Annotated in this window: 16 protein-coding genes and 1 riboswitch; of the genes, 4 read left to right on the forward strand and 12 right to left on the reverse strand. The window is 35.5% G+C overall.

The features are described from left to right. Positions 1-26 precede the first annotated feature (26 nt). The 12 genes from HMPREF3267_RS04745 to xpt all read right to left on the reverse strand — a co-directional run bounded on the left by HMPREF3267_RS04745 (position 27) and on the right by xpt (position 15,259). Positions 27-695 carry a phosphatase PAP2 family protein gene (locus tag HMPREF3267_RS04745; RefSeq protein WP_002479261.1) on the reverse strand — a complete coding sequence of 223 codons (669 nt, stop codon included), beginning with the start codon at positions 693-695 and terminating at the stop codon, positions 27-29. Between the two features lie 182 nt (positions 696-877). Beyond that, on the reverse strand, positions 878-1,240 hold the full coding sequence (locus HMPREF3267_RS04750; RefSeq protein ID WP_002479260.1) for a Na-translocating system protein MpsC family protein: 363 nt from the start codon (positions 1,238-1,240) through the stop codon (positions 878-880). A gap of 120 nt (positions 1,241-1,360) precedes the next feature. Further along, positions 1,361-3,931, reverse strand: a complete 2,571-nt coding sequence (locus HMPREF3267_RS04755) for a DUF2309 domain-containing protein (protein WP_062078452.1) — start codon at positions 3,929-3,931, stop codon at positions 1,361-1,363. Positions 3,932-3,945: 14 nt separating this feature from the next. After that, complete coding sequence (locus tag HMPREF3267_RS04760) at positions 3,946-5,445, reverse strand: NADH dehydrogenase subunit 5 (RefSeq protein ID WP_002492182.1); 1,500 nt, start codon at positions 5,443-5,445, stop codon at positions 3,946-3,948. A 1,055-nt stretch (positions 5,446-6,500) separates the two neighbouring features. Then, complete coding sequence (locus HMPREF3267_RS04770; RefSeq protein WP_062078451.1) at positions 6,501-7,694, reverse strand: GTP-binding protein; 1,194 nt, start codon at positions 7,692-7,694, stop codon at positions 6,501-6,503. A 95-nt stretch (positions 7,695-7,789) separates the two neighbouring features. Beyond that, complete coding sequence (locus HMPREF3267_RS04775; RefSeq protein WP_062078450.1) at positions 7,790-8,608, reverse strand: N-acyl homoserine lactonase family protein; 819 nt, start codon at positions 8,606-8,608, stop codon at positions 7,790-7,792. Between the two features lie 17 nt (positions 8,609-8,625). Then, entirely contained in the window at positions 8,626-9,051 is a 426-nt protein-coding gene (locus HMPREF3267_RS04780) for a MarR family winged helix-turn-helix transcriptional regulator (protein WP_062078448.1), read from the reverse strand. Positions 9,052-9,156: 105 nt separating this feature from the next. Then, a complete protein-coding gene (locus tag HMPREF3267_RS04785) occupies positions 9,157-10,023 on the reverse strand; it encodes a patatin-like phospholipase family protein (protein WP_002492159.1) in 867 nt (288 codons plus the stop codon). Positions 10,024-10,239: 216 nt separating this feature from the next. Beyond that, complete coding sequence (guaA, locus tag HMPREF3267_RS04790) at positions 10,240-11,781, reverse strand: glutamine-hydrolyzing GMP synthase (RefSeq protein ID WP_062078446.1); 1,542 nt, start codon at positions 11,779-11,781, stop codon at positions 10,240-10,242. A gap of 128 nt (positions 11,782-11,909) precedes the next feature. Further along, positions 11,910-13,376 (reverse strand): IMP dehydrogenase, encoded by a 1,467-nt coding sequence (gene guaB, locus HMPREF3267_RS04795; RefSeq protein ID WP_002479252.1) that lies wholly within the window; start codon positions 13,374-13,376, stop codon positions 11,910-11,912. A 36-nt stretch (positions 13,377-13,412) separates the two neighbouring features. Continuing rightward, positions 13,413-14,681: a xanthine permease PbuX gene (pbuX, locus tag HMPREF3267_RS04800; protein WP_062078442.1), complete on the reverse strand. Its 1,269-nt coding sequence runs from the start codon at positions 14,679-14,681 to the stop codon at positions 13,413-13,415. Beyond that, on the reverse strand, positions 14,678-15,259 hold the full coding sequence (gene xpt / locus HMPREF3267_RS04805; RefSeq protein WP_002461121.1) for a xanthine phosphoribosyltransferase: 582 nt from the start codon (positions 15,257-15,259) through the stop codon (positions 14,678-14,680). Before xpt ends, pbuX begins: the two co-directional genes overlap by 4 nt. Positions 15,260-15,473: 214 nt before the next feature. Further along, positions 15,474-15,576: riboswitch (purine riboswitch) on the reverse strand. Between the two features lie 216 nt (positions 15,577-15,792). Between xpt and HMPREF3267_RS04810 the strand changes: the two genes are divergently transcribed. The 4 genes from HMPREF3267_RS04810 (at position 15,793) to HMPREF3267_RS04825 (ending at position 20,153) form a co-directional block, all read left to right on the forward strand. After that, entirely contained in the window at positions 15,793-16,200 is a 408-nt protein-coding gene (locus HMPREF3267_RS04810; RefSeq protein ID WP_002461120.1) for a general stress protein, read from the forward strand. Positions 16,201-16,345: 145 nt separating this feature from the next. Next, positions 16,346-17,017 carry a hypothetical protein gene (locus HMPREF3267_RS04815; protein WP_002479251.1) on the forward strand — a complete coding sequence of 224 codons (672 nt, stop codon included), beginning with the start codon at positions 16,346-16,348 and terminating at the stop codon, positions 17,015-17,017. Between the two features lie 117 nt (positions 17,018-17,134). Beyond that, entirely contained in the window at positions 17,135-18,145 is a 1,011-nt protein-coding gene (locus HMPREF3267_RS04820) for a hypothetical protein (RefSeq protein WP_062078440.1), read from the forward strand. Positions 18,146-18,764: 619 nt separating this feature from the next. Beyond that, positions 18,765-20,153, forward strand: a complete 1,389-nt coding sequence (locus HMPREF3267_RS04825) for an L-cystine transporter (protein WP_002479249.1) — start codon at positions 18,765-18,767, stop codon at positions 20,151-20,153. Positions 20,154-20,195 lie beyond the last annotated feature (42 nt).

Below are 20,195 nucleotides of genomic sequence, written 5' to 3' on the forward strand. Positions count from 1 at the left end.
TTGATAACCCATCGTTCTTTACGACGTTATTGTTTATTTCTTATGTAAAACAGTGGATACATAGCTAAGAAAAGCATCATCCAAATGACTGCAAGTGCTACACCGCCTAGTACATCTCCCACATAATGCGCATGAAAATATAAGCGACAACTTAAAATACCTATCCAGAATAATAATGCCAGTGATATTATCGTCCATTTCGCATATAAGCGCGTTACATAGGATACCGTCATAATTATAATAACAATACATATCAATGTACTTGCATTTGAGTGACCACTTGGATATGAGAAGCCATGGTCTTGAGGCAGATGATTGTATGGTCGTGATCGTGCAACAACTTGTTTAATTAAGAAGTTCATCCAACTACCTGTAAAAACAGCAATCAGTGACCATAATGCTGTACGTTTAGATTTGACAGCAATCACTACCGATAATAGAACCATCAATAACATCACACTTGATACTTCACCAATTGTTGCACAGAACGTCATAATAGTGTTGAACCATGAACCTTCAAAACCGCGCTCTGGCGTGCCAAAATAATCAGTCATTAGCTGCAATGATGCCGCATCAATATGTTGTATAAATGATGTGCGATGCATTACACCTACAGTTAATAATGTAAAAATAAGTACGCTTATCACAAAGATAGGTATGAGCCATTTAGACGTATAAAATTGTTTATTTATCATATATTTTATAAATCCTCTTTCTCTATGATTAAAATTGCGTGCACTGTGCTATACTTCAAATAACATTGTTCGTGACTAACCCAATCTCGCATCAAGTATGACGTACTATCCACACAATGTTAAATATTGAAAATTACACTGTCGTACAGCAAGTGCCTGAAGTAACAGTGAGACACCTCAAATTATAATCGTTTCTCCAAATTCTCTGTTAATTTAAATATAATTACTCTTTCTCCTGTTTTTGTACTTAAATCTGAGTGAAAACTTTTAACAGAAACACCCGTAATGTGATCAATAATATTCATTAAATCATCTTGCCCAGATTCAACTAACTCGGATCGCGTTCTCTTTATGTTAAGGCGTCCTTCGTTTGTTTCACATACCCTATACTCTGCTGGAGTCAGCACACCTTGTAAATTGACAATGACCATATCTCTTAAAATGTCAGTTTTAACCGATAGTGAGCCTCGACCTAAAAAATCTTTTTCCCATTGCGTAATAGCTGTGCTAATATCCGCTTCATAGCTACCTTTAGTCTTAGTCATTTCTATCATATTCTCCTAATATTAGATTATATTAAGTTTAACATTTTTTAGCCTAATTCCGAAGATATAAAAGGTACAACCCTGACATATTATTTCGAAACAGTGGGTTGTACCTTAGTATTACCAATCTTTAATATCTCCGTTTTCATCTATGCTAGCTAATCTTAGCCATTGATGCGCCACCTTTTGAGCAAAATGTTTATTTGTAGTTAAAAGTCTTTCTATATATTTATCAGGTGCCTGAATCATAATTAAAATACGAATAGGTGCATGATAGGTTTCATTGTCTCCAGCCATCACAGATTGCCAAGGTAAGCCTGAAAGCAAATCACTAGAATTCCCTTGCATAACACCTACGCCAGATGTTACAGATTGTGTCGTTTTATTACCACTACCATAAAAATGTGGTGCAACGGTCGATGCATAATATTGTAAATTAATCCATTGTGCTACAAGTGCTGGACCTGAAATAATGGTATCTAGTAATTGTCCATCTTCGTCTTTACGCCAATCATAGTTATGTAGAAATGCACGTCCTTCTAAATTACATTGAGCCGTTAACTCACGCTGTCCGATAATAAACGATGCATTGCGTGCCAAGCCCCACTCTGGACGTATTTCACTCCAGTCAGAAGCATAACGTTGCGCCTCTCTCCGCGGATGACGTTCATTGTCTTTAGGATTAACACTAGGTAATTGTGACAAACGTTCTAAATTGGCATGGTAGCTAATCTCTGGCATAGCTTGATTTAGCGTATTAAATGCTTTCTGTGCCGCTTCAGTAAGTTGAGGGACATACAGCCATTCAAGTGTATCAATTGACGTTTGATGTTCTGCCGCAACAAACACAGTATCTTCTGGGATTGAAATACCTTCCGCTTCTAATCCCAGGCGTACATCTGAAAGATTACACATCATTGCGAGTAGTTTCGCATTAAATCCACTCGCCGCACCACCACAAGCACCACACTCTAAAGATGCATGATATGGATTATTATTAGAACGACTTGCATGTCCCCCTAAGACAACTAATGGTGCAAAGTCAGTTGTTAAGTCCATCAACTGTAATGCATTTTTTGTAAAAGCAATTTGTTCTGCTTTTGTAAATCCTACGGGTAACTGGGAATAAATTTGTGCTTCTCTATCAATCGTTAAATGTGTCTCCGGTTTTTTCAACCATTTGTGCTGCCATAGCTTTACAAGATAGGCTGTTGTTTTAGGAAATAACGTACTTGCTACAGTATTCAAACTAAGAAATGGTCCACTGAGCTCAGGTAAAAGTAAACTCGGTAAGACATTGTGTTTCATTAATTTAAATGTGTAAAACAATGAAGTTACTGAATGTTGTTGCTGATTATAGATATCTAACGCTTCACGATTTGCGTATTCTCTAATTGCATATGCTGGTGGCACCATAACTGGCAATGAATTATGCGCAAATTGTTCGTCTAACGCTTCTTTTCTTATTGGCAACCCAAAGAAACCCGCGATGCCTATTGTTTTAAATGGTCCCGCATGCTCAATATGCCGTCTGAATGGCTCAGAACGCACGTCAATGCAAAAAGCTAATTGAACTAGCGTATCTTTATTTACAGGTGGTTTTGCTTCAGATAATGCCTCGACCAATTCCCGTTTATGTGTTTCTTCCCAAGCTTCTAACCATATTTTTTTAAAATATAATGGATTAAAGCGCTTAGCAAAGCGCAGATGTTCAATTTGGTCATCAATTGATAATGAGAGCCATGTATCAATCGTCATATTGCCATAATAAAGCCATTTACTAACTAATTCTTTCACTCTTCTTTCAACATTTAAGACTGCCGGACGGCTCATTTTTTCAGTATCTAATAAAATACATTCCATCGTTAAACGAATAGCTAAGTATTGCGTTAGTATATCTTTATCATTGTCATTTTGTTGCGCTCGATAATACAACATTCCAGCCCATCCAGGCAGCGATAACAAGTGCCCTGTTAAATAGCTTTCTTTTTCATCTTCTGCAATATCTAAATGATTTAAAGAAATATTCAAGGCTTCTTTATAATTTTCTGGTAAAGTCTTAATCATTTTTCTTTGCGTCTTACTTAACATTGGATCATGTTGCGCAAGATGTAACCATGCTGCATAGAAACCATGCTCTCTTTTAGGCATCGTCCAGCTCGATTGAAACTGATCTATATACAGCTTTGTCCATTTAATAATATGCGTATTTAATTCATCCATTAGTGACTCACCTTTAGCATTATAGGCATTTGCACTTTTCGAGCGCGCATATTTAAATGCTTCATCTTCAAATACCACTTTTAGTTTTGCTACCTCTAACATAAAGTAGCCTTCCTTAGTGATTAAATCCTCTGGTATGGGCATAATTTGAAGTGCATTATTACAATAACTATCAATATGTGTTTGCGGAATCGTCGTAGCGTAATCATTTAAATCTTGTTTCAACGCCTGTTGAACAATAGACACATCAATTTCACCTTTTTCCGCAGCTGCCATGACTGCCGAACGACTAGGATATAAATCTATATCACGCACATGCTTGAACCATTGCACAACTTCATCAAAAGTACGATGCTCCATAGCTTCCCATGGGTTTCTGGCCGCAAAGATAGAAATAGGTGATAATGGCGTAATCACTTTGCAAGCTGCCTGTACAATATCTTCTATGTCCCGATATGATGTAGTCATTACATTTCACCTCTTTATAAGTATTTTTGTAAATAATTAGGATGACTTTCTACTGATTTAAATTTAGCTTCTCCAATTTTCACTAACCACAAGTACACAATAGCAAACGCTGTCGAATCACGTCGGCGAGCTACCCATATACTCAGTATGCTGCCAAACACTAGCATTGCGATACTGATGACAACACTGATCATAGGTGGATGTGTAACATGTATAGAAATTGCACTTAAAATATTGATAAAAAACGCATGCGTCACATAATAAACTGCTGCCACAAAGATTAATACCACGATGCCCAATAGTCTACCAATAATCCCTCTATTTAAAGCGATCAATTGATTCCAAGAAACTGAGATAGACCATGCCAAAATAAATGCACTAATTAAGTTATACGCACTATGATCATTAATCATCCAAAATAATATTGCCAATAATAACGCTAACCCCCTGCCAGTTAAAGTCCAACCATAAGAACGCTGAACATTAGGAGGCGTTGGGATATTAAACCGTTTAACAATTGAACCAGATTGTAAAAATAACGTTGCTTTAAATACACCATGGAGAATCAAATGTATAATTGCTGCCGAATAAACACCTAAGGCACATTGAACGAGCATAAATCCCATTTGGCTCATCGTTGAACCTACAAGCTGTCGCTTATAATCTACATGTACCAGACTAATCCCAGAACCAATCAACACTGATAAGCTTGAGATTATCAATAAAATAGTCAAAGCAATTGGATGATCAAACACTGGAGAAAAACGTGTTAAAATAATTCCACCAGCATTTACAATTCCAGCATGCATGATTGCTGAAACAGGCGTCGGTGCAACGACAGATTCAATTAACCAACTTTGAAATGGATATTGTGCAGCCGGAATAATGACTGACAGCACAAGCAATAAATTCATCAAGAAATACAATGCTCCGTTCATCGTTGTTTCCTTGGATATATTAGGATAAATTCGCCACTCTCCTGTCCCTATGTATAAAACAACTACTGCTAATACTAATGCTAACCAACCTAATAAAAAAGCACGCGCAGATACTTTCGCTGCTTCAGCTGGTACTTTCCAAGTACGATTTAGTCGAATCAGCTGCGTAAGTGCAAATAAAGTTAAGCCCCAACAAAAGACCATTAGGCGTAAATCATCACTTAACCATGCGATAGATGCAAATACCGTCGTACAAGTAAACCATGGGAAATATTTTTTATAATTATGATCACCTAACAGATAGCGCATAGAAAATTTTTGAATTATAAAGCCAAGCGTTAAGATAAAGCTAACTAGCAACCATGCCAGTTTATCAACGGCAAACAGACTAATGACTTGGCGTTGTTGTGTTGTCACAAGTCCAATGATGGCAACAACAATAGGCAATGTTAAGCATAAAAGATGCAGTTTAATATATTTAATAGGACAAGACGGTAAAATATAGACGATGCCACTTAACATTGCAATAGACAAAGTAATAAAAAATAAAATAAGTAAAAATTGCTCACTCAGCATAACTGTTCCTCCAATTGACAATATTGCTATGTCGAATAACGATTTAAACAAAAAAGCCTACAATAGCATGACTACTCTCATAAGTTTGAAGAGGTATCAATACTACTGTAGGCTTCTTTTTCAACTTATTATGTATAAAGTAAACGCTTTACTTCTTATATAATCTTTTAAAAAGCTACCTAAGTTATCAAGTTTATCATTTGTAAAATAAGCGATCCATTTCTCCCCGTTCAATCCATATAGATACATGAATTGCCCGAGAAAGACTCAGATACTATTTTAAGCGTAATAATTACAATATATTGTATAACGTAATGAATGTCAAACCCAGTCATACAATTATGAAGGCTCACCTTGAAAAGCGATTCAATAATTACGCTAAATTAAACCATATATAATAAAACATCTACCTATAATATAGGCAGACGTAAGTGGATAAAATGAATTTGTCATTTATTTTAAGGGTAACATATTTTACTACAAAAGAATGTAGTAATTATGTGTAAACACTTTAAAATACAGTAAAATTTCCTTTTAAGAGTGTTAACACAACGATAGATATCATTTACTTATATTTTATATCATATACCAATCATTGTTATTTTTAGTCAATGAGGGTTGTTATTTTATTTATTTGCCTACATAATATTAGTTATACTTTTTAGTATATTCTGCTATACCCAGCATTGAACCACTATGGTAAAAACAACAACGAAAGGACTGTTAAAATTTGAAACAATCTCGTTTTTTTAACATGGCAACGATCATATTCACATTAATAAGTGCTTTTATCGTTTATACCACACTGTTTACAAATTTATATAATAATACCTTATTCAGTTTTTGGTATTGGCCAGGTGCAATCATTTTATTTATTACACTAGCATTAACTATTATCAGTATCTATTTTGGTAAACATACGGTCTTATATATTTTATTATTTATCTTAAATATTATAATGCTAGTCATATTTACAGCACCTATCATCTTAGCCTAAAACCATTATGACGCGTTTGAAACACAAAATCAGTTTCAAGCGCGTTATTATTTAAATATTATTGCAAATGCCATTGATACGAATCTGGTAATAGCGACCAGTCTTGGTTTATTTCGCTGCTATTAATGAGACACTGATCTAACTCTGCAGTTATTCTTTCTTGGTCTAAGTCTGTACCAATAATAACAAATTGTGTTTGTCTATCACCATACTCAGGGTCCCATTCATTTAAAACATCTGGTCGTTTTGCTAAAATTTGGCGTTGTTGCGTTTCAGACATACTAGCCACCCAATAAGTAACAGGTTCTATTTGTTGTGAAGACCCTGCTTGAGACAATAAACATGCTACCTGATTATACTGTGCCAACCATACAATCCCTTTTGCCCTAACGATATTTTGAGGCAGTTGCATCAACCATTGTTCTAATCGTTGAGCATGAAATGGCAAGCGTCTGCGATAAACAAAGGAGCCAATACCATATTCTTCAGTCTCAGGAGTATGCGCCTTATGACCACCCTCTGTTAATTCTTTAATCCAACCAGCTGAATTTCTAGCGATATCAAAATCAAATAATTTAGTATCCAGAACTTCATCTAAATTGACTTGGCCTTGTGTTGTTTTAATTATGTGTGCTTGTGGTTGCAATTGCCTTAAAATAAGTTCAAGCCTTTGTAAATCATGCTCAGCGACTAAGTCAGTTTTATTGATAATAAGCACATCACAAAATTCAACTTGATCTATTAATAAATCAGCAATCGTACGTTCATCTCCATCTCCTACTTCCTGGTCTCTATCGGCCAATAAATCTTCTGATCGAATATCATTAATAAAGCGATTTGCATCCACCATGGTCACCATAGTATCTAGTCTACATAAAGACGTTAAATCAATTCCTAAAGCTTCATCCATATAAGAAAATGTCTGCGCTACTGGCACAGGCTCAGAAATACCTGTTGACTCAATGACAATTTGATCAATGCCACCTTTAAGTACAAGTCGCTCTACTTCTTTCAACAAATCATCACGTAATGTACAACATATACATCCATTAGATAATTCAACTAACTTTTCATCCGTACGAGACAAGCCACCCCCTTGAGCAACTAATTCTCTATCAATATTGATCTCACTCATATCATTCACGATGACAGCAATGCGACGCCCCTCACGATTTTGAAGAATATAGTTCAGTAATGTTGTCTTTCCTGAACCTAAATAACCACTTAATACTGTAACTGGAATTTTTGCCATAACAACCTTCCTTTACAAATCGTAATAATTACGTTTTAAATTTTAGTAAAAGCAGGTATTTTTAGCAACCTTTTTTTGATTATTTTAAATAATGGTTACAGTAAAATACAATGCGGTTGTATATGCCGGTCATGATTAGCAATCGCTTCAATACAATGTTTATCTTTGGCCGAATCTTTAACCCATTTCAAAGATTTTATTGCTGCTTCTTTATCTACAAGTACACCAGGTAAAATCTCTTCCTTCCAAGATTTTTCTGCATAGCCCACATCTGACGCAAGTAAGACGTAATCCTGATAATCATTGGTAATCTTAGTTGCGCATAAGCCTTTACTATGCCCTGGTACCCAAATCATTTGTACAGAATTGTCTCCAAATACATCATAGGATTTGCCTTGAGGCCCTATTCCAGTATCTTCAAATTTAAATGGCTGTAAATGAACACCTTTCCATTCATGTTGTAAATAATGCATTTTATCCGTTTGAATCGCATCATATTCAGGTTCACTTAACATAATCCTTTTGGCATGTTTAACTAGTCTGAGTCCATCGGCATGATCACAGTGCATATGGCTCATTAATATATAATCGATATCACTCGGCTTATATCCCAGTTGTGCTAACTGTTCATGAATCGCCTGACCCGCTGGCAAGACCGCTTTATTCACAGGATATTGAAACGATAAATTACGAATTTGCTTTGTCCTATTATCAGTATGCCAACCGGTATCTATTAAAATAAGACCTTTAGGATGCTCAATTAAATATGCGGAAACGGGTAAAGCAACTTGATGTTTCTTACTTCTAAATAATCCTGTCCATGCTAAAGGATTACGACTCACATTAGAAAAAGGTAACGCTTCATCAACTATCACTGTTCCCGTATGCAAAATATGAATTTTTATTTGTTCCATTACATAACCCTCCATCATTAACTATTCATCGTACGTTTGATTTGTTCGAGATAACCTAATATTTCAGCTACTTGTTGATCATTAATATGAAATTTATCCATTAATCCTTGGTATAATTTCATTTGTCGTGTTTCATAAAAATGTATGCCTTTTTCTGTTAAATACACTAACTTTTCACGCTTATCGTGCCCTACTTGTTTAATCACAAAACCCATTTGTTGTAATTTACTAATTCGCTTAGAAATGGCCGTCTTAAATACACCCTGCGCTTCTGCAATTTCATTAATTGTCAGAGAACCGTGTTCATTGAGTAATTTAAACACGCCCATTTGTTCCCTAGAAATATTTATATCTTGTTCATCCAGTACTTCATTGATGGCTTTACTTAATTCAATGAATAATAAATGTGCTTGATTCAGATTTTGAAATGTACTTTGATTCATATCATCACCTCACAACGAATAGTACACCTAGGTGTACTATTATGCAAATTAATTACACTTTTAATCTTGAGATTCATGGATTAAAAGTGCATTAAGCGAAAGTTCCTAAGATTGTTCAAGAAACCGTTTCAACTCATCCGCAGTTTCTTTACCCTGATTAACAGCTGCTAAAGCGACCGCTTCACGCATCTCAGCATTTACCGTGTTATAGTTATAGTGTTCTAAAATACTTACCACATTAGCATCAGGTTTAACTAAGAAAACAGCTTTACCTTCTCGTTTCATTCGTGTAATAATATCGTTCAAACGATATGGCGTTGCTACAGGCAAATTGGTCGTTAAAATAACCACTTTATTCACACCATCTATGACATCAGGATTTTCCATAGAATATGAGCCACCATCATAATATAAATGATTATTGATAGGAATAGGTTGCCACACCCCCTGCAATGCTGAACTAGCTGCTAAAGCATCTACTAAATCAACATTTGAATATTTATTAAATACCTTTCTCTCAGATGTTTCTAATTCAGTAGCCACAACTTGTAATTGCTCATTCCATTCTAATGGCACACTCCCTAATCGTTCTCTAATCATATTACGTCGTTCTTCTAAAGAAACGAAGGGGTGTGTATTCTTTGAAATTTCACCCATGCCAGCGACCCACGACTTATCGGACAAACTCGTTTTAGCCAATTCATCAAACGTTTTAAATAAATTAGTCATTTCAGCATCAGAAATAGGAGTTATTTCATTAACTTTCTTAACAATTTGTTCCTGCCATATTGTCTCCCAGTCCAATGGAGAAGATAAAGTCGCACTTACCTGTGAACCTGCAGAAGTGCCTACAATATAATCCACTTGTCTTAAATTTAATCCAGCATCTGCCACACCTTTAAGAAAACCCAGGTGAAATGCGATACCGTAATGTCCACCACCACTTAACACCAAACTACTTTTGTCAGTCATATCAAAATATACCTCATTTCATTTGTCAGTCTTCATAGCTTATCACTACCAATTAAATAATAAAAACATTCTACCTACTATAGCTAAGCTGAAAAAATTCGAAAATAACATTAATTTTTGACACTAACGTATTCAAAACTTATTCAACACTAAAATAAAAAAGACTAGAAACCCTACAATAAAAGTTTTTCTAGCCTATCATTTAATGTTATTTCATTATTCCCATTCGATCGTACTTGGTGGCTTAGAAGTAATATCATAGACAACTCGGTTAACATGGTCTACTTCGTTTACGATACGACTTGAGATCTTTTGTAATACTTCCCAATCGATACGTGCAAAATCACTTGTCATACCATCAATTGATGTTACGGCACGGATACCAACTGTATAATCATATGTGCGATAGTCTCCCATGACACCTACAGATTGGATACCTGGTAACACTGTAAAGTATTGCCAAATATCTCTTTCAAGCCCTTCTTGACGAATGACTTCTCTTAGAATGGCATCTGATTCACGAACAATTTCTAATTTATCTTCGGTAATTTCACCTAATACACGGATACCTAAACCTGGTCCAGGAAACGGTTGTCGCCATACTAAATGTTCAGGAATACCTAGCTCAATACCTAAAGCACGTACTTCATCTTTAAATAGCGTATTGATTGGTTCAATTAATTCAAATTCCATATCTTCAGGCAATCCACCCACATTGTGATGTGACTTAATTGTTTGCGCCGTTTTTGTACCTGATTCAATGACATCGGTATAAAGTGTACCTTGAGCTAAGAAATCAACATCTGTTAACTTAGCCGCTTCATCATCAAAGACATAGACAAATTCGTTACCGATGATTTTACGTTTTTGTTCTGGATCTGAAACACCTTTTAATTTGTTCATAAAGCGCTCTTGTGCATTAACACGAATAATATTCATATCAAAGCCTTCGCCAAATTGTTCCATCACCATGTCACCTTCACCTTTTCGAAGTAATCCATGGTCCACGAAGATACATGTTAATTGATCGCCAATCGCTTTATGTAATAATACTGCGACAACAGATGAATCTACACCGCCACTCATCGCACATAACACTTTGCGGTCGCCAACACGTTTGCGAATTTTATCAATTTCAATATCGATAAAGTTCTCCATAGTCCACTCGCCAGTACAATTACATACTCGGCGCACAAAATTACGTAATAAATCGTTACCAAATTCTGTGTGACGTACTTCTGGATGGAATTGTACACCATAAATACGACGTGATTTATCTTCGATAGCAGCATAATTTGTGCTTGGGCTGTCGGCAATCACTTCAAAGCCTTCTGGTATTTCAATCACTTTATCAGAGTGGCTCATCCAAACCGTTTGTTCAGCAGGTAAACCAAAGAATAATTCGTCTGATTTAGCATTAATAATGGCTTTACCATATTCTCTTTGGTTCGCACGTTCAACCTTTCCACCTAATAATTTAGTTGTTAATTGCATGCCGTAACAAATTCCTAATACAGGTATATCTAAATTATAAATTTCCGGATCAATTGTGAATGAACCTTCTTCATAAACTGAATTAGGACCACCTGATAAGATGATACCTTTCGGCTTCATACGTTTAATTTCTTCTATTGAAATTTCATGGTCATGTAATTCACTATACACACCCATTTCACGAATACGACGGGTAATCAGCTGATTGTATTGACTACCAAAGTCTAAGACAAGAATTAACTCTTGCTCTTGCGCCATTTCCATAGTTATAGTTCTCCTTTAAATTGAATTTATATAAATCATAGAGAGACGCTTTCCATGATGCCCTGAATGATTTCAGTTCTCAAAAAGCGTTCTCTCCTTGTGTTAAATAAAATGAATTAAATGTAATTTTAGAATGAGTAGTTTGGTGATTCTTTAGTAATTTGAACATTATGTGGATGGCTTTCAGCTAATCCTGCAGGTCCCATACGTGTGAATTGCGCTTCTTCACGTAATTGTTTTAAGTTTCTTGAACCTGTATAACCCATACCAGAACGCACACCGCCCATAAGTTGATAAACTGTATCTTGTAAAGGCCCTTTATACGCTGTACGTCCTTCAATACCTTCTGGCACAAATTTCTTAGGTGTCTTGTCTTCTTGGAAGTAACGGTCGTTAGACCCTCTTTCCATTGCGCCAAGTGAGCCCATACCACGATATACTTTGTATTGGCGTCCTTGGAAGACTTCTGTAGCACCTGGGCTTTCTTCTGTACCTGCTAATAAGCTGCCTAACATAACGGCATGGCCACCAGCAGCTAATGCTTTGATAATGTCTCCTGAGAATTTAATACCGCCGTCAGCAATAATTGCTTTATCATGTTTGCGCGCTTCCGTAGCACAATCGTAAATCGCTGTGATTTGTGGAACACCTACGCCAGCAACTACACGTGTTGTACAAATTGAACCCGGTCCGATACCCACTTTCACAACATCTGCGCCCGCTTCATATAATGCTTTAGTTGCTTCTGCTGTTGCGACATTACCAGCAATTAATGTAATGTTTGGATATGTTTTTTTAATATGTTTCACTTGTTCAATCACACCTTTAGAATGACCATGTGCTGTATCAATGACTAAAGCATCGACGCCGGCTTCAACTAATTTTTGAGCACGAATATCTGTATCTTTCGCAATTCCAATAGCAGCTGCTACAAGCAAACGTCCGTGCTCATCTTTAGCTGCATGTGGGAATTCAAGCACTTTTTCAATATCTTTAATCGTAATTAAACCTTCAAGACGTCCATTTTCAACAAGTGGTAACTTTTCAATTTTATGTTCTTGTAATATAGCTTCTGCTTCATCTAATGTTGTACCTACTGGAGCTGTGATTAAATTATCTTTAGTCATGACATCAGAAATTTTAATCGAAAAATCTTCAATGAAACGTAAGTCTCGATTTGTAATAATACCAACAAGCGTACGCACTTCTTTATTATCCACAATTGGGACACCAGAAATGCGGTATTTCCCCATTAAAGCTTCTGCTTCATAAACACTTTCTTCAGGCGTTAAGAAAAATGGATTCATAATAACACCATTTTCTGAGCGCTTAACTTTTTGAACTTCGTCAGCTTGTTCTTCGACACCCATATTCTTATGAATCACGCCTAGTCCGCCTTGTCTTGCCATTGCAATCGCCATTTTTGATTCAGTTACTGTATCCATACCTGCTGAAATAACTGGAATATTAAGTTTTAATTTATCTGATAATGCTACGCTCAAATCTACCTCATTTGGTAAAATATCTGATTCAGCTGGAATAAGTAATACATCGTCAAATGTTAATGATTCTTTAGCAAATTTGTTTTCCCACATTTAAATACAGCCTCCATTTTTTTATAGTTGATTCTATTATTTCACATTTTCTTCGCTTTGTTTATAGTTAATTCCATTAAAAAAGAAATTTAAAATGATAGCGGAAATAGCACCTAAGACAATCCCATTTTGAGTTAGCCATGCAAATTGTTCGCCTAAACCTTTAAAAGCTTGTGGCACTGCACTAATCCCTGTACCTAGACCAACCGATACTGCAATAATTAATAAGTTATTTTGATGTTTAAAATCAATATGACCTAAAATACTCACACCATAAGCCATGACCATTCCAAACATCGCAATCATTGCGCCACCTAGAACTGGCAATGGAATGATATTAGCTAAAGCACCTAGTTTAGGTAAGCATCCGCAAATTAATAATAGTACTACCATACCGTAAATAACTTTATTCTTTTTCGCACCAGATAAGGACACAAGGCCCACATTTTGAGAATAAGCCGTATAAGGAAAGGCATTAAAAATGGAACCTAAGACAATCGCAAGACCTTCCGCAGTGTAACCTTTGCGAAAATCCTTACGTTCAAGTTGTTTGCCTGTAATCTCACTTAATGCATGATAAACACCTGTAGATTCAATTAAGCTGACCATCGCCACTATAAAGAATACGAGGGTTGCACCAAAATCAAAACCAAAGCCTGCAAATCGCATTGGTCTCGGAATACCAAACCAGTGTGCTGCTCCAACTTGGTGAATATCAACAACACCTAAGAAACTAGCCAATACGGTACCAACAATAAGACCAATTAAAATCGCAATGGATTTAAAGAAACCTGTTGTAAAACGTTGAATAATTAAAATCACGACGAGCGTAACGGCGCCTAAAAATAAATTTTTAGGATCTCCATAATTTTTGGCACCTTCTCCACCAGCAAGGTAATTCATTGCTACAGGCATAAGATTAATCCCAATAATCGTTACTACACTACCTGTCACAACTGGTGGAAAGAATTTGACTAAATATGAGAAAAATGGTGCGATCAGTATCACTAGTATACCTGATAAAAAGAGCGAACCATAAAGAACGTCTAAACCTTTTGTTTGGCCAATCAGAATCATAGGTGCTACGGCTGTGAATGTACATCCTAATACGATAGGTAAGCCAGTACCTGTTACTTTATTGGCTTGTAAGAAGGTTGCAATACCACACATAAAGATATCAACTGTTACTAAATATGCAATTTCTTCAGGTGTGAACTTTAAGCTTGTCCCAACAATGATAGGTACAAGAATTGCGCCCGCGTACATAGCTAAGAGATGTTGCAAACTTAAGATGAAATTTTTCATTCATGGTCACCTAGTAAAGTCACTTTATTACCTTTTAAAGAAGCGACTTTACATAACGACGATACTTTTAAACCTGCATCTTCTAAACGCTGTCTTCCACTTTGGAAACTTTTTTCAACGACGATACCAATTCCGACAGTCTCTGCTTTAGCTTGATTCGCGATATCATATAATCCAAGTGAGGCATCCCCATTGGCTAAGAAATCATCGATAATAAGCACTTTATCATTTTCATCTAGAAATTCTTGTGACACAATGACTGTACTTGTTTTATTTTTAGTAAAAGAATGTATATCAGTACTAAAAAATCCATCTTTCAACGTACTCGGTTTTGCTTTTTTTGCAAATAAACATGGAACCTGGAAATGTAACGCTGCCATTATTGCCGGTGCAATGCCTGATGCCTCAATAGTTAAAATTTTTGTTACACCTTGATCTTTAAACTGCTCATAAAATGTCTGTCCTACATCATGCATTAATTGGGCATCTATTTGATGATTTAAAAACCCATCTACTTTCAAAATCTTTTCGTCAATGACGACGCCATCTTCAATAACCTTTTGTCTAAGCGATTCCACTTTCTAAAAACCTCCTCAAATTGTGTACAAAAAAATCCTCAAACCATAACCAGTTTCAGGATCTATGAGGTAACGACCAATACTTTAGATATTTATATCCAACCAATAGCAAATAGGTTTAGAAATTTCACTACATGTGCACTGTGTATAGTTGAAATTGCATTGATTTCCCTATTCATTGCTTACCTATTTAAATTGAGCTGAATAAACGTCTTTGTATTATCGCTAAACTCATAGTCATGTCGTTTGTGGCAACATGGTAGAAACTTCTAAAGCCATATTCTTCAGATTATATGAGTGATATAAATTATTTAATGATAATAGCAAACTTTGACACATTTTTCAATATAAGACATGTTCTTCAGCAGCATTATATCAACTTCTTTTAATGTAAGCGCTTCAAAAATTTGCGGCTATTATTTGTCATAAGATTTGCAATAGTTATATAATTGATTTGGTAACGTTTTTATTAAAAGACTTAAGGGTATATTTTTATTAAAAGTACAGAACGAAAATATTGGAGGGCGAAATTTATGACGAACTTTACTATAGTTAATAACGATTATGAATTGTACAAAGTTTTGGAAGACAAAAAAGCAGAAGGCTATTTAGAAAATGAATTAATGGTCATCAGTAAAAGTAAATTACACCTCGACGATTTGCACAACTCACAAATTACATTGATTGCTACAAGTGGTTCATTTAGTGACCAAATGTCTAAATTATTAACTGGTGAAGATGGCGAACATGCTGTATTATCACGTTTCCATCTTAATGATGAAGAATTAGAAAAGTATAAAAGTGAAATCTTAAATAATAAAATGCTTGTTGTTGCTGAACGCGATGACTCATCTCATAAAGAAGTAGATGAACATAATTCAGCTTATGAAAATATTGATATCACTCACTATGCTAATGAATCAAAAGGTCCAAAATCATAAGTGTCCTGTGCGTAGTCCTTATGTATGAATACTCAAATAAAGCGGGAGTAAGATTCAGACTTTAGAGGCGTTCTGTCTTACCCCGCTATTTTAATACCATCATTTTGATATGCTATAATGAGAAAAATGATTATGGGGTGAACTTATGAACTTTAAATTGATTGATAGTGTCAAAGATCCTTATTATCAACAAGCATTAACGTTATATGACAGTAAATTAGGTATAAAGCTGCAAGAAGATGCTCACATCTTTAAGCGTTCATTGGAAAATAACAAAACTGAAAATGACTATTCTTTTATAGTTGGTCTAAATGAGCATCAACAGGTTGTTAGTATGGCTACAGCACACTACGAAGCAACGACAAATTCTGCCTTTCTGATTTATTTATTAGCTCAAGATGGCCCTGAACACGACAACATTCTTGATGAAACCCTCACACATATTGAAGCTCAAATTAACTCACTTTCTAATAAAGTGCATAATAGAAACGTTAACTTTATTATGCTAGAAGTTCCTCAAACAACACCAAAAGAATTCGATGCCCAAAAGGATATTTTACATAGTAGACGCCAATTTTTATACGAGCATCAGTTTGAAAAACAGACAGACATTCGCTACTTACATCCGAATAATACTCCAGGTAACTCTGCTAGTGACGTTGACTTATTCATCAAACCTTACATTAAATTAAGTAAAGATGTATTCCCAGCAAGTGTAAAATCAAATTACATATTAAAATATGTGTTTGCAAACGGTATTTCAAGAGATATCATTTATCCTTTGCTCGTTAAAATGAATTTACGCCGTCCTTTCTAACAATACTTGAAAACGATACGCTTTAGGGTTAAACTATCATATGAGGTTAGACTGACGTTTGAGTGACCGTAGACAAACGTCTCTATACATAAAACTAATAAAGAAAGGATTTAACATATGTTAACAAAAGAATTCGCCCAACGCGTTGAACTTAGTGAAAAACAAGTGCGCAAAATCGTTCAACATTTAGAAGAACGTGGTTATCAATTAAGTAAAACTGAGTACCGAGGTCGTGAAGCCACAGATTTTAAAGAAGACGACATTGAATTATTCCGTGACATTGCAGACAAAGTGAAGCAAACAAATAGTTATGATCTTGCATTCGAGGAACTCGAACAGGAAAAAGATTTCTTGCAAGTACTTGTTAAAGAAGACAATAGCAAGTTGCCGACTAATCAAAATATTCCACAACTTGTAGAAGAGTTGCGCACAGAAATTCAAAAGATGCGTGAAGACCGCCAAATGCTTGGCCAAATGATGACTCAAGTCCATCAGCAACAGCAAGAATTAAAAGCCCTACAAACACAGCTAACAACTAAAATTGATGATAATACAGCATCAATTAAAGCGATTCAAACATCACAAGAAGATTTAGCAAATGCACAAAAAGCTCAAACAGCATATACAAGAAACGAATTAGTTAACGACATTATTAAAGCTCAACCGTTAGCACCAAATAGTAATCAAGAAGATGCAGCAACTAAAGCATCATCACTAAATGAACCTGACCTTGAATCTACAAAGGATAACCAAACTGCGAAACAGAATAATACAAAAACAGTTACAGCTGACAATCAAAGTAAGGAACAAAGTCATATTGAGACACCTTCAACTGATAGTGACAATCAATCAACAAAAGCTGAAGAGCAAGGAACAACTAGCAATGTATCAATTAAGGCCGATGACTCAATAACTAAACATTCAGATTCAGAATCAGAGTCAACATCTGAAGACAAATCAAAACAATTAGATGAAGATATTGCTAATTCATCTGAAACATCAACGCAGTCAACTTCTGAACAACAAAGTCAAACAGCAAATTCCGCTTCTTCTCAATCATCTTCAGTAAAACAACCGGCACCGAAAGAAGAGAAAAAGGGCTTCTTCGCACGCTTATTCAATTTATAAATTTTTATGTAATAAATAGAAAAACATGAGACATAACACTCAATTAAGAGGGAGCGGGACAGAATTCATAATGAATTCGTAGTCCCGCCCCGGCAAGGTTGACTAGGATTGAAAAAAGCTGGTCATCAGCGTATTTTCAATCCAGTCAACTACTGCCAATAATAGAACTCAGAGCCTAAAATATAATTATGTCCCAGACTCCATTTTGTTTAGTCGTCATTATTTCATTTCTTAAGTCAATTTCACCTTAACTAAATCATGTTTCATTATATTTCATTTTGAAATAACTTCTTGTTGATATGTTCTGGTCATTTTATTCCCTGCCATTCTTGATCTTTTTAACTCACATTTCTCATTAAAAAGCACTTATATTTTAAATCGCTCAAATATTTTGATTGCACGATTGATTCAATCTGCCTCCCATATTTCACCTCTCAAATGAATGATGGCATTTGCTATTTTATCCATACTACTTATATTTACTATAATTTTGTCTGAATAGTTTTACTTCTTTTATAGATATAATTTTTATATCTTTTATATTGAATTCTGTTATTAATAGTATTATCCTTATAATATATATCGGAATTAAAACAATAAATCTTTGGGAGGATTATACATGCAACATTTTTTTACAGTTATTAACGTCTTTATTTTAGTTGCCTTTATTGTTGCATTATGGATAATGGCTAAAAAGCACGTGTCATTCCCTAAACGCGTTTTTACTGCTTTAGGTATTGGGATTGTATATGGCATTGTGTTGCACCTTAGTTATGGCGTAGACTCAAATATATTAACGCAAACTACAGATTGGTTTAGTATTGTGGGCGATGGCTATGTAGCGTTACTACAAATGATTGTAATGCCACTCATATTTATTTCTATCGTCTCAGCCTTTAGTAAAATTGAAATAGGCGATAAATTTGCCAAAATAGGTAGTTATATTTTCGCTTTTTTAATTGGTACAGTGGCAATTGCTGCGATTGTCGGTATCATTTACGCGATGCTTTTCGGTTTAGATGCATCTAGTATCGATTTGGGTAGTGCTGAACATTCTCGTGGTACAGAAATAAGCAAGCAAGCTAAAGACCTTACAGCCAATACCTTGCCACAACAAATTTTAGAACTATTACCAAGCAATCCATTCCTTGACTTTACTGGTCAAAGAACTACTTCCACGATTGCCGTAGTTATTTTTGCTACGTTCGTTGGTTTTGCATACTTACGTGTGGCTCGTAAACAACCACAAAATGGCAGCCTTTTAAAACGTGGTATTGATGCGATATATGCACTGGTCATGGCTATTGTGACATTTGTTTTAAGACTTACACCATACGGTATTCTAGCCATTATGTCATCTACAATTGCTACAAGTGATTTTGCGGCAATATGGACATTAGGTAAATTTATGCTCGCATCATATGCAGCACTGATTACAATGTACATGATTCATCTAATCATTTTAGGTGGTTTGGGGCTTAACCCAATTAAATATATGAAAAAAACATTCGAAGTTATGGTCTTTGCGTTTACATCACGTTCAAGCGCAGGTGCATTGCCGCTCAATATCCAAACACAAACACAACGTCTTGGTGTCCCAGAGGGTATTGCTAACTTCTCAGCAAGCTTTGGTTTATCAATTGGTCAAAACGGCTGTGCCGGCATTTATCCAGCAATGCTTGCTATCATGGTAGCACCTGTCGCAGATGTCAAAGTAGATCTCAGCTTTATTTTAACCGTAGTTGCTGTAGTAATTATTAGCTCATTTGGTGTTGCTGGTGTAGGTGGCGGCGCAACATTTGCTTCTATCTTAGTATTATCAACATTAAACTTACCTGTAGCACTCGCTGGTGTCTTAATATCTATTGAGCCACTCATTGATATGGGACGTACCGCATTAAATGTCAATGATTCAATGCTAGCTGGTACAGGAACAGCTAAATTAACACGCCATCTCGATAAAGAAAAATTCAACTCTGAGCATTACGGTGATTTAACAACAAATTAAAGTTAAACAAAAGGGAGCGGGACAGAATTCATTATGAATTCT

Source organism: Staphylococcus sp. HMSC62D11, assembly GCF_001839145.1.
Taxonomy (GTDB): domain Bacteria; phylum Bacillota; class Bacilli; order Staphylococcales; family Staphylococcaceae; genus Staphylococcus; species Staphylococcus lugdunensis.

What these genes read in the sequence shown, in the direction of transcription:
- HMPREF3267_RS04820 (WP_062078440.1), top strand. Translation starts at nt 17,135, where the DNA reads ATGTTAACAAAAGAATTCGCCCAACGCGTTGAACTTAGTGAAAAACAA.
- HMPREF3267_RS04755 (WP_062078452.1), bottom strand. Translation starts at nt 3,931, where the DNA reads ATGACTACATCATATCGGGACATAGAAGATATTGTACAGGCAGCTTGC.
- pbuX (WP_062078442.1), bottom strand. Translation starts at nt 14,681, where the DNA reads ATGAAAAATTTCATCTTAAGTTTGCAACATCTCTTAGCTATGTACGCG.
- HMPREF3267_RS04770 (WP_062078451.1), bottom strand. Translation starts at nt 7,694, where the DNA reads ATGGCAAAAATTCCAGTTACAGTATTAAGTGGTTATTTAGGTTCAGGA.
- HMPREF3267_RS04750 (WP_002479260.1), bottom strand. Translation starts at nt 1,240, where the DNA reads ATGACTAAGACTAAAGGTAGCTATGAAGCGGATATTAGCACAGCTATT.
- HMPREF3267_RS04825 (WP_002479249.1), top strand. Translation starts at nt 18,765, where the DNA reads ATGCAACATTTTTTTACAGTTATTAACGTCTTTATTTTAGTTGCCTTT.
- HMPREF3267_RS04780 (WP_062078448.1), bottom strand. Translation starts at nt 9,051, where the DNA reads ATGAATCAAAGTACATTTCAAAATCTGAATCAAGCACATTTATTATTC.
- guaA (WP_062078446.1), bottom strand. Translation starts at nt 11,781, where the DNA reads ATGGAAATGGCGCAAGAGCAAGAGTTAATTCTTGTCTTAGACTTTGGT.
- HMPREF3267_RS04760 (WP_002492182.1), bottom strand. Translation starts at nt 5,445, where the DNA reads ATGCTGAGTGAGCAATTTTTACTTATTTTATTTTTTATTACTTTGTCT.
- HMPREF3267_RS04815 (WP_002479251.1), top strand. Translation starts at nt 16,346, where the DNA reads ATGAACTTTAAATTGATTGATAGTGTCAAAGATCCTTATTATCAACAA.
- guaB (WP_002479252.1), bottom strand. Translation starts at nt 13,376, where the DNA reads ATGTGGGAAAACAAATTTGCTAAAGAATCATTAACATTTGACGATGTA.
- HMPREF3267_RS04785 (WP_002492159.1), bottom strand. Translation starts at nt 10,023, where the DNA reads ATGACTGACAAAAGTAGTTTGGTGTTAAGTGGTGGTGGACATTACGGT.
- HMPREF3267_RS04775 (WP_062078450.1), bottom strand. Translation starts at nt 8,608, where the DNA reads ATGGAACAAATAAAAATTCATATTTTGCATACGGGAACAGTGATAGTT.
- HMPREF3267_RS04810 (WP_002461120.1), top strand. Translation starts at nt 15,793, where the DNA reads ATGACGAACTTTACTATAGTTAATAACGATTATGAATTGTACAAAGTT.
- HMPREF3267_RS04745 (WP_002479261.1), bottom strand. Translation starts at nt 695, where the DNA reads ATGATAAATAAACAATTTTATACGTCTAAATGGCTCATACCTATCTTT.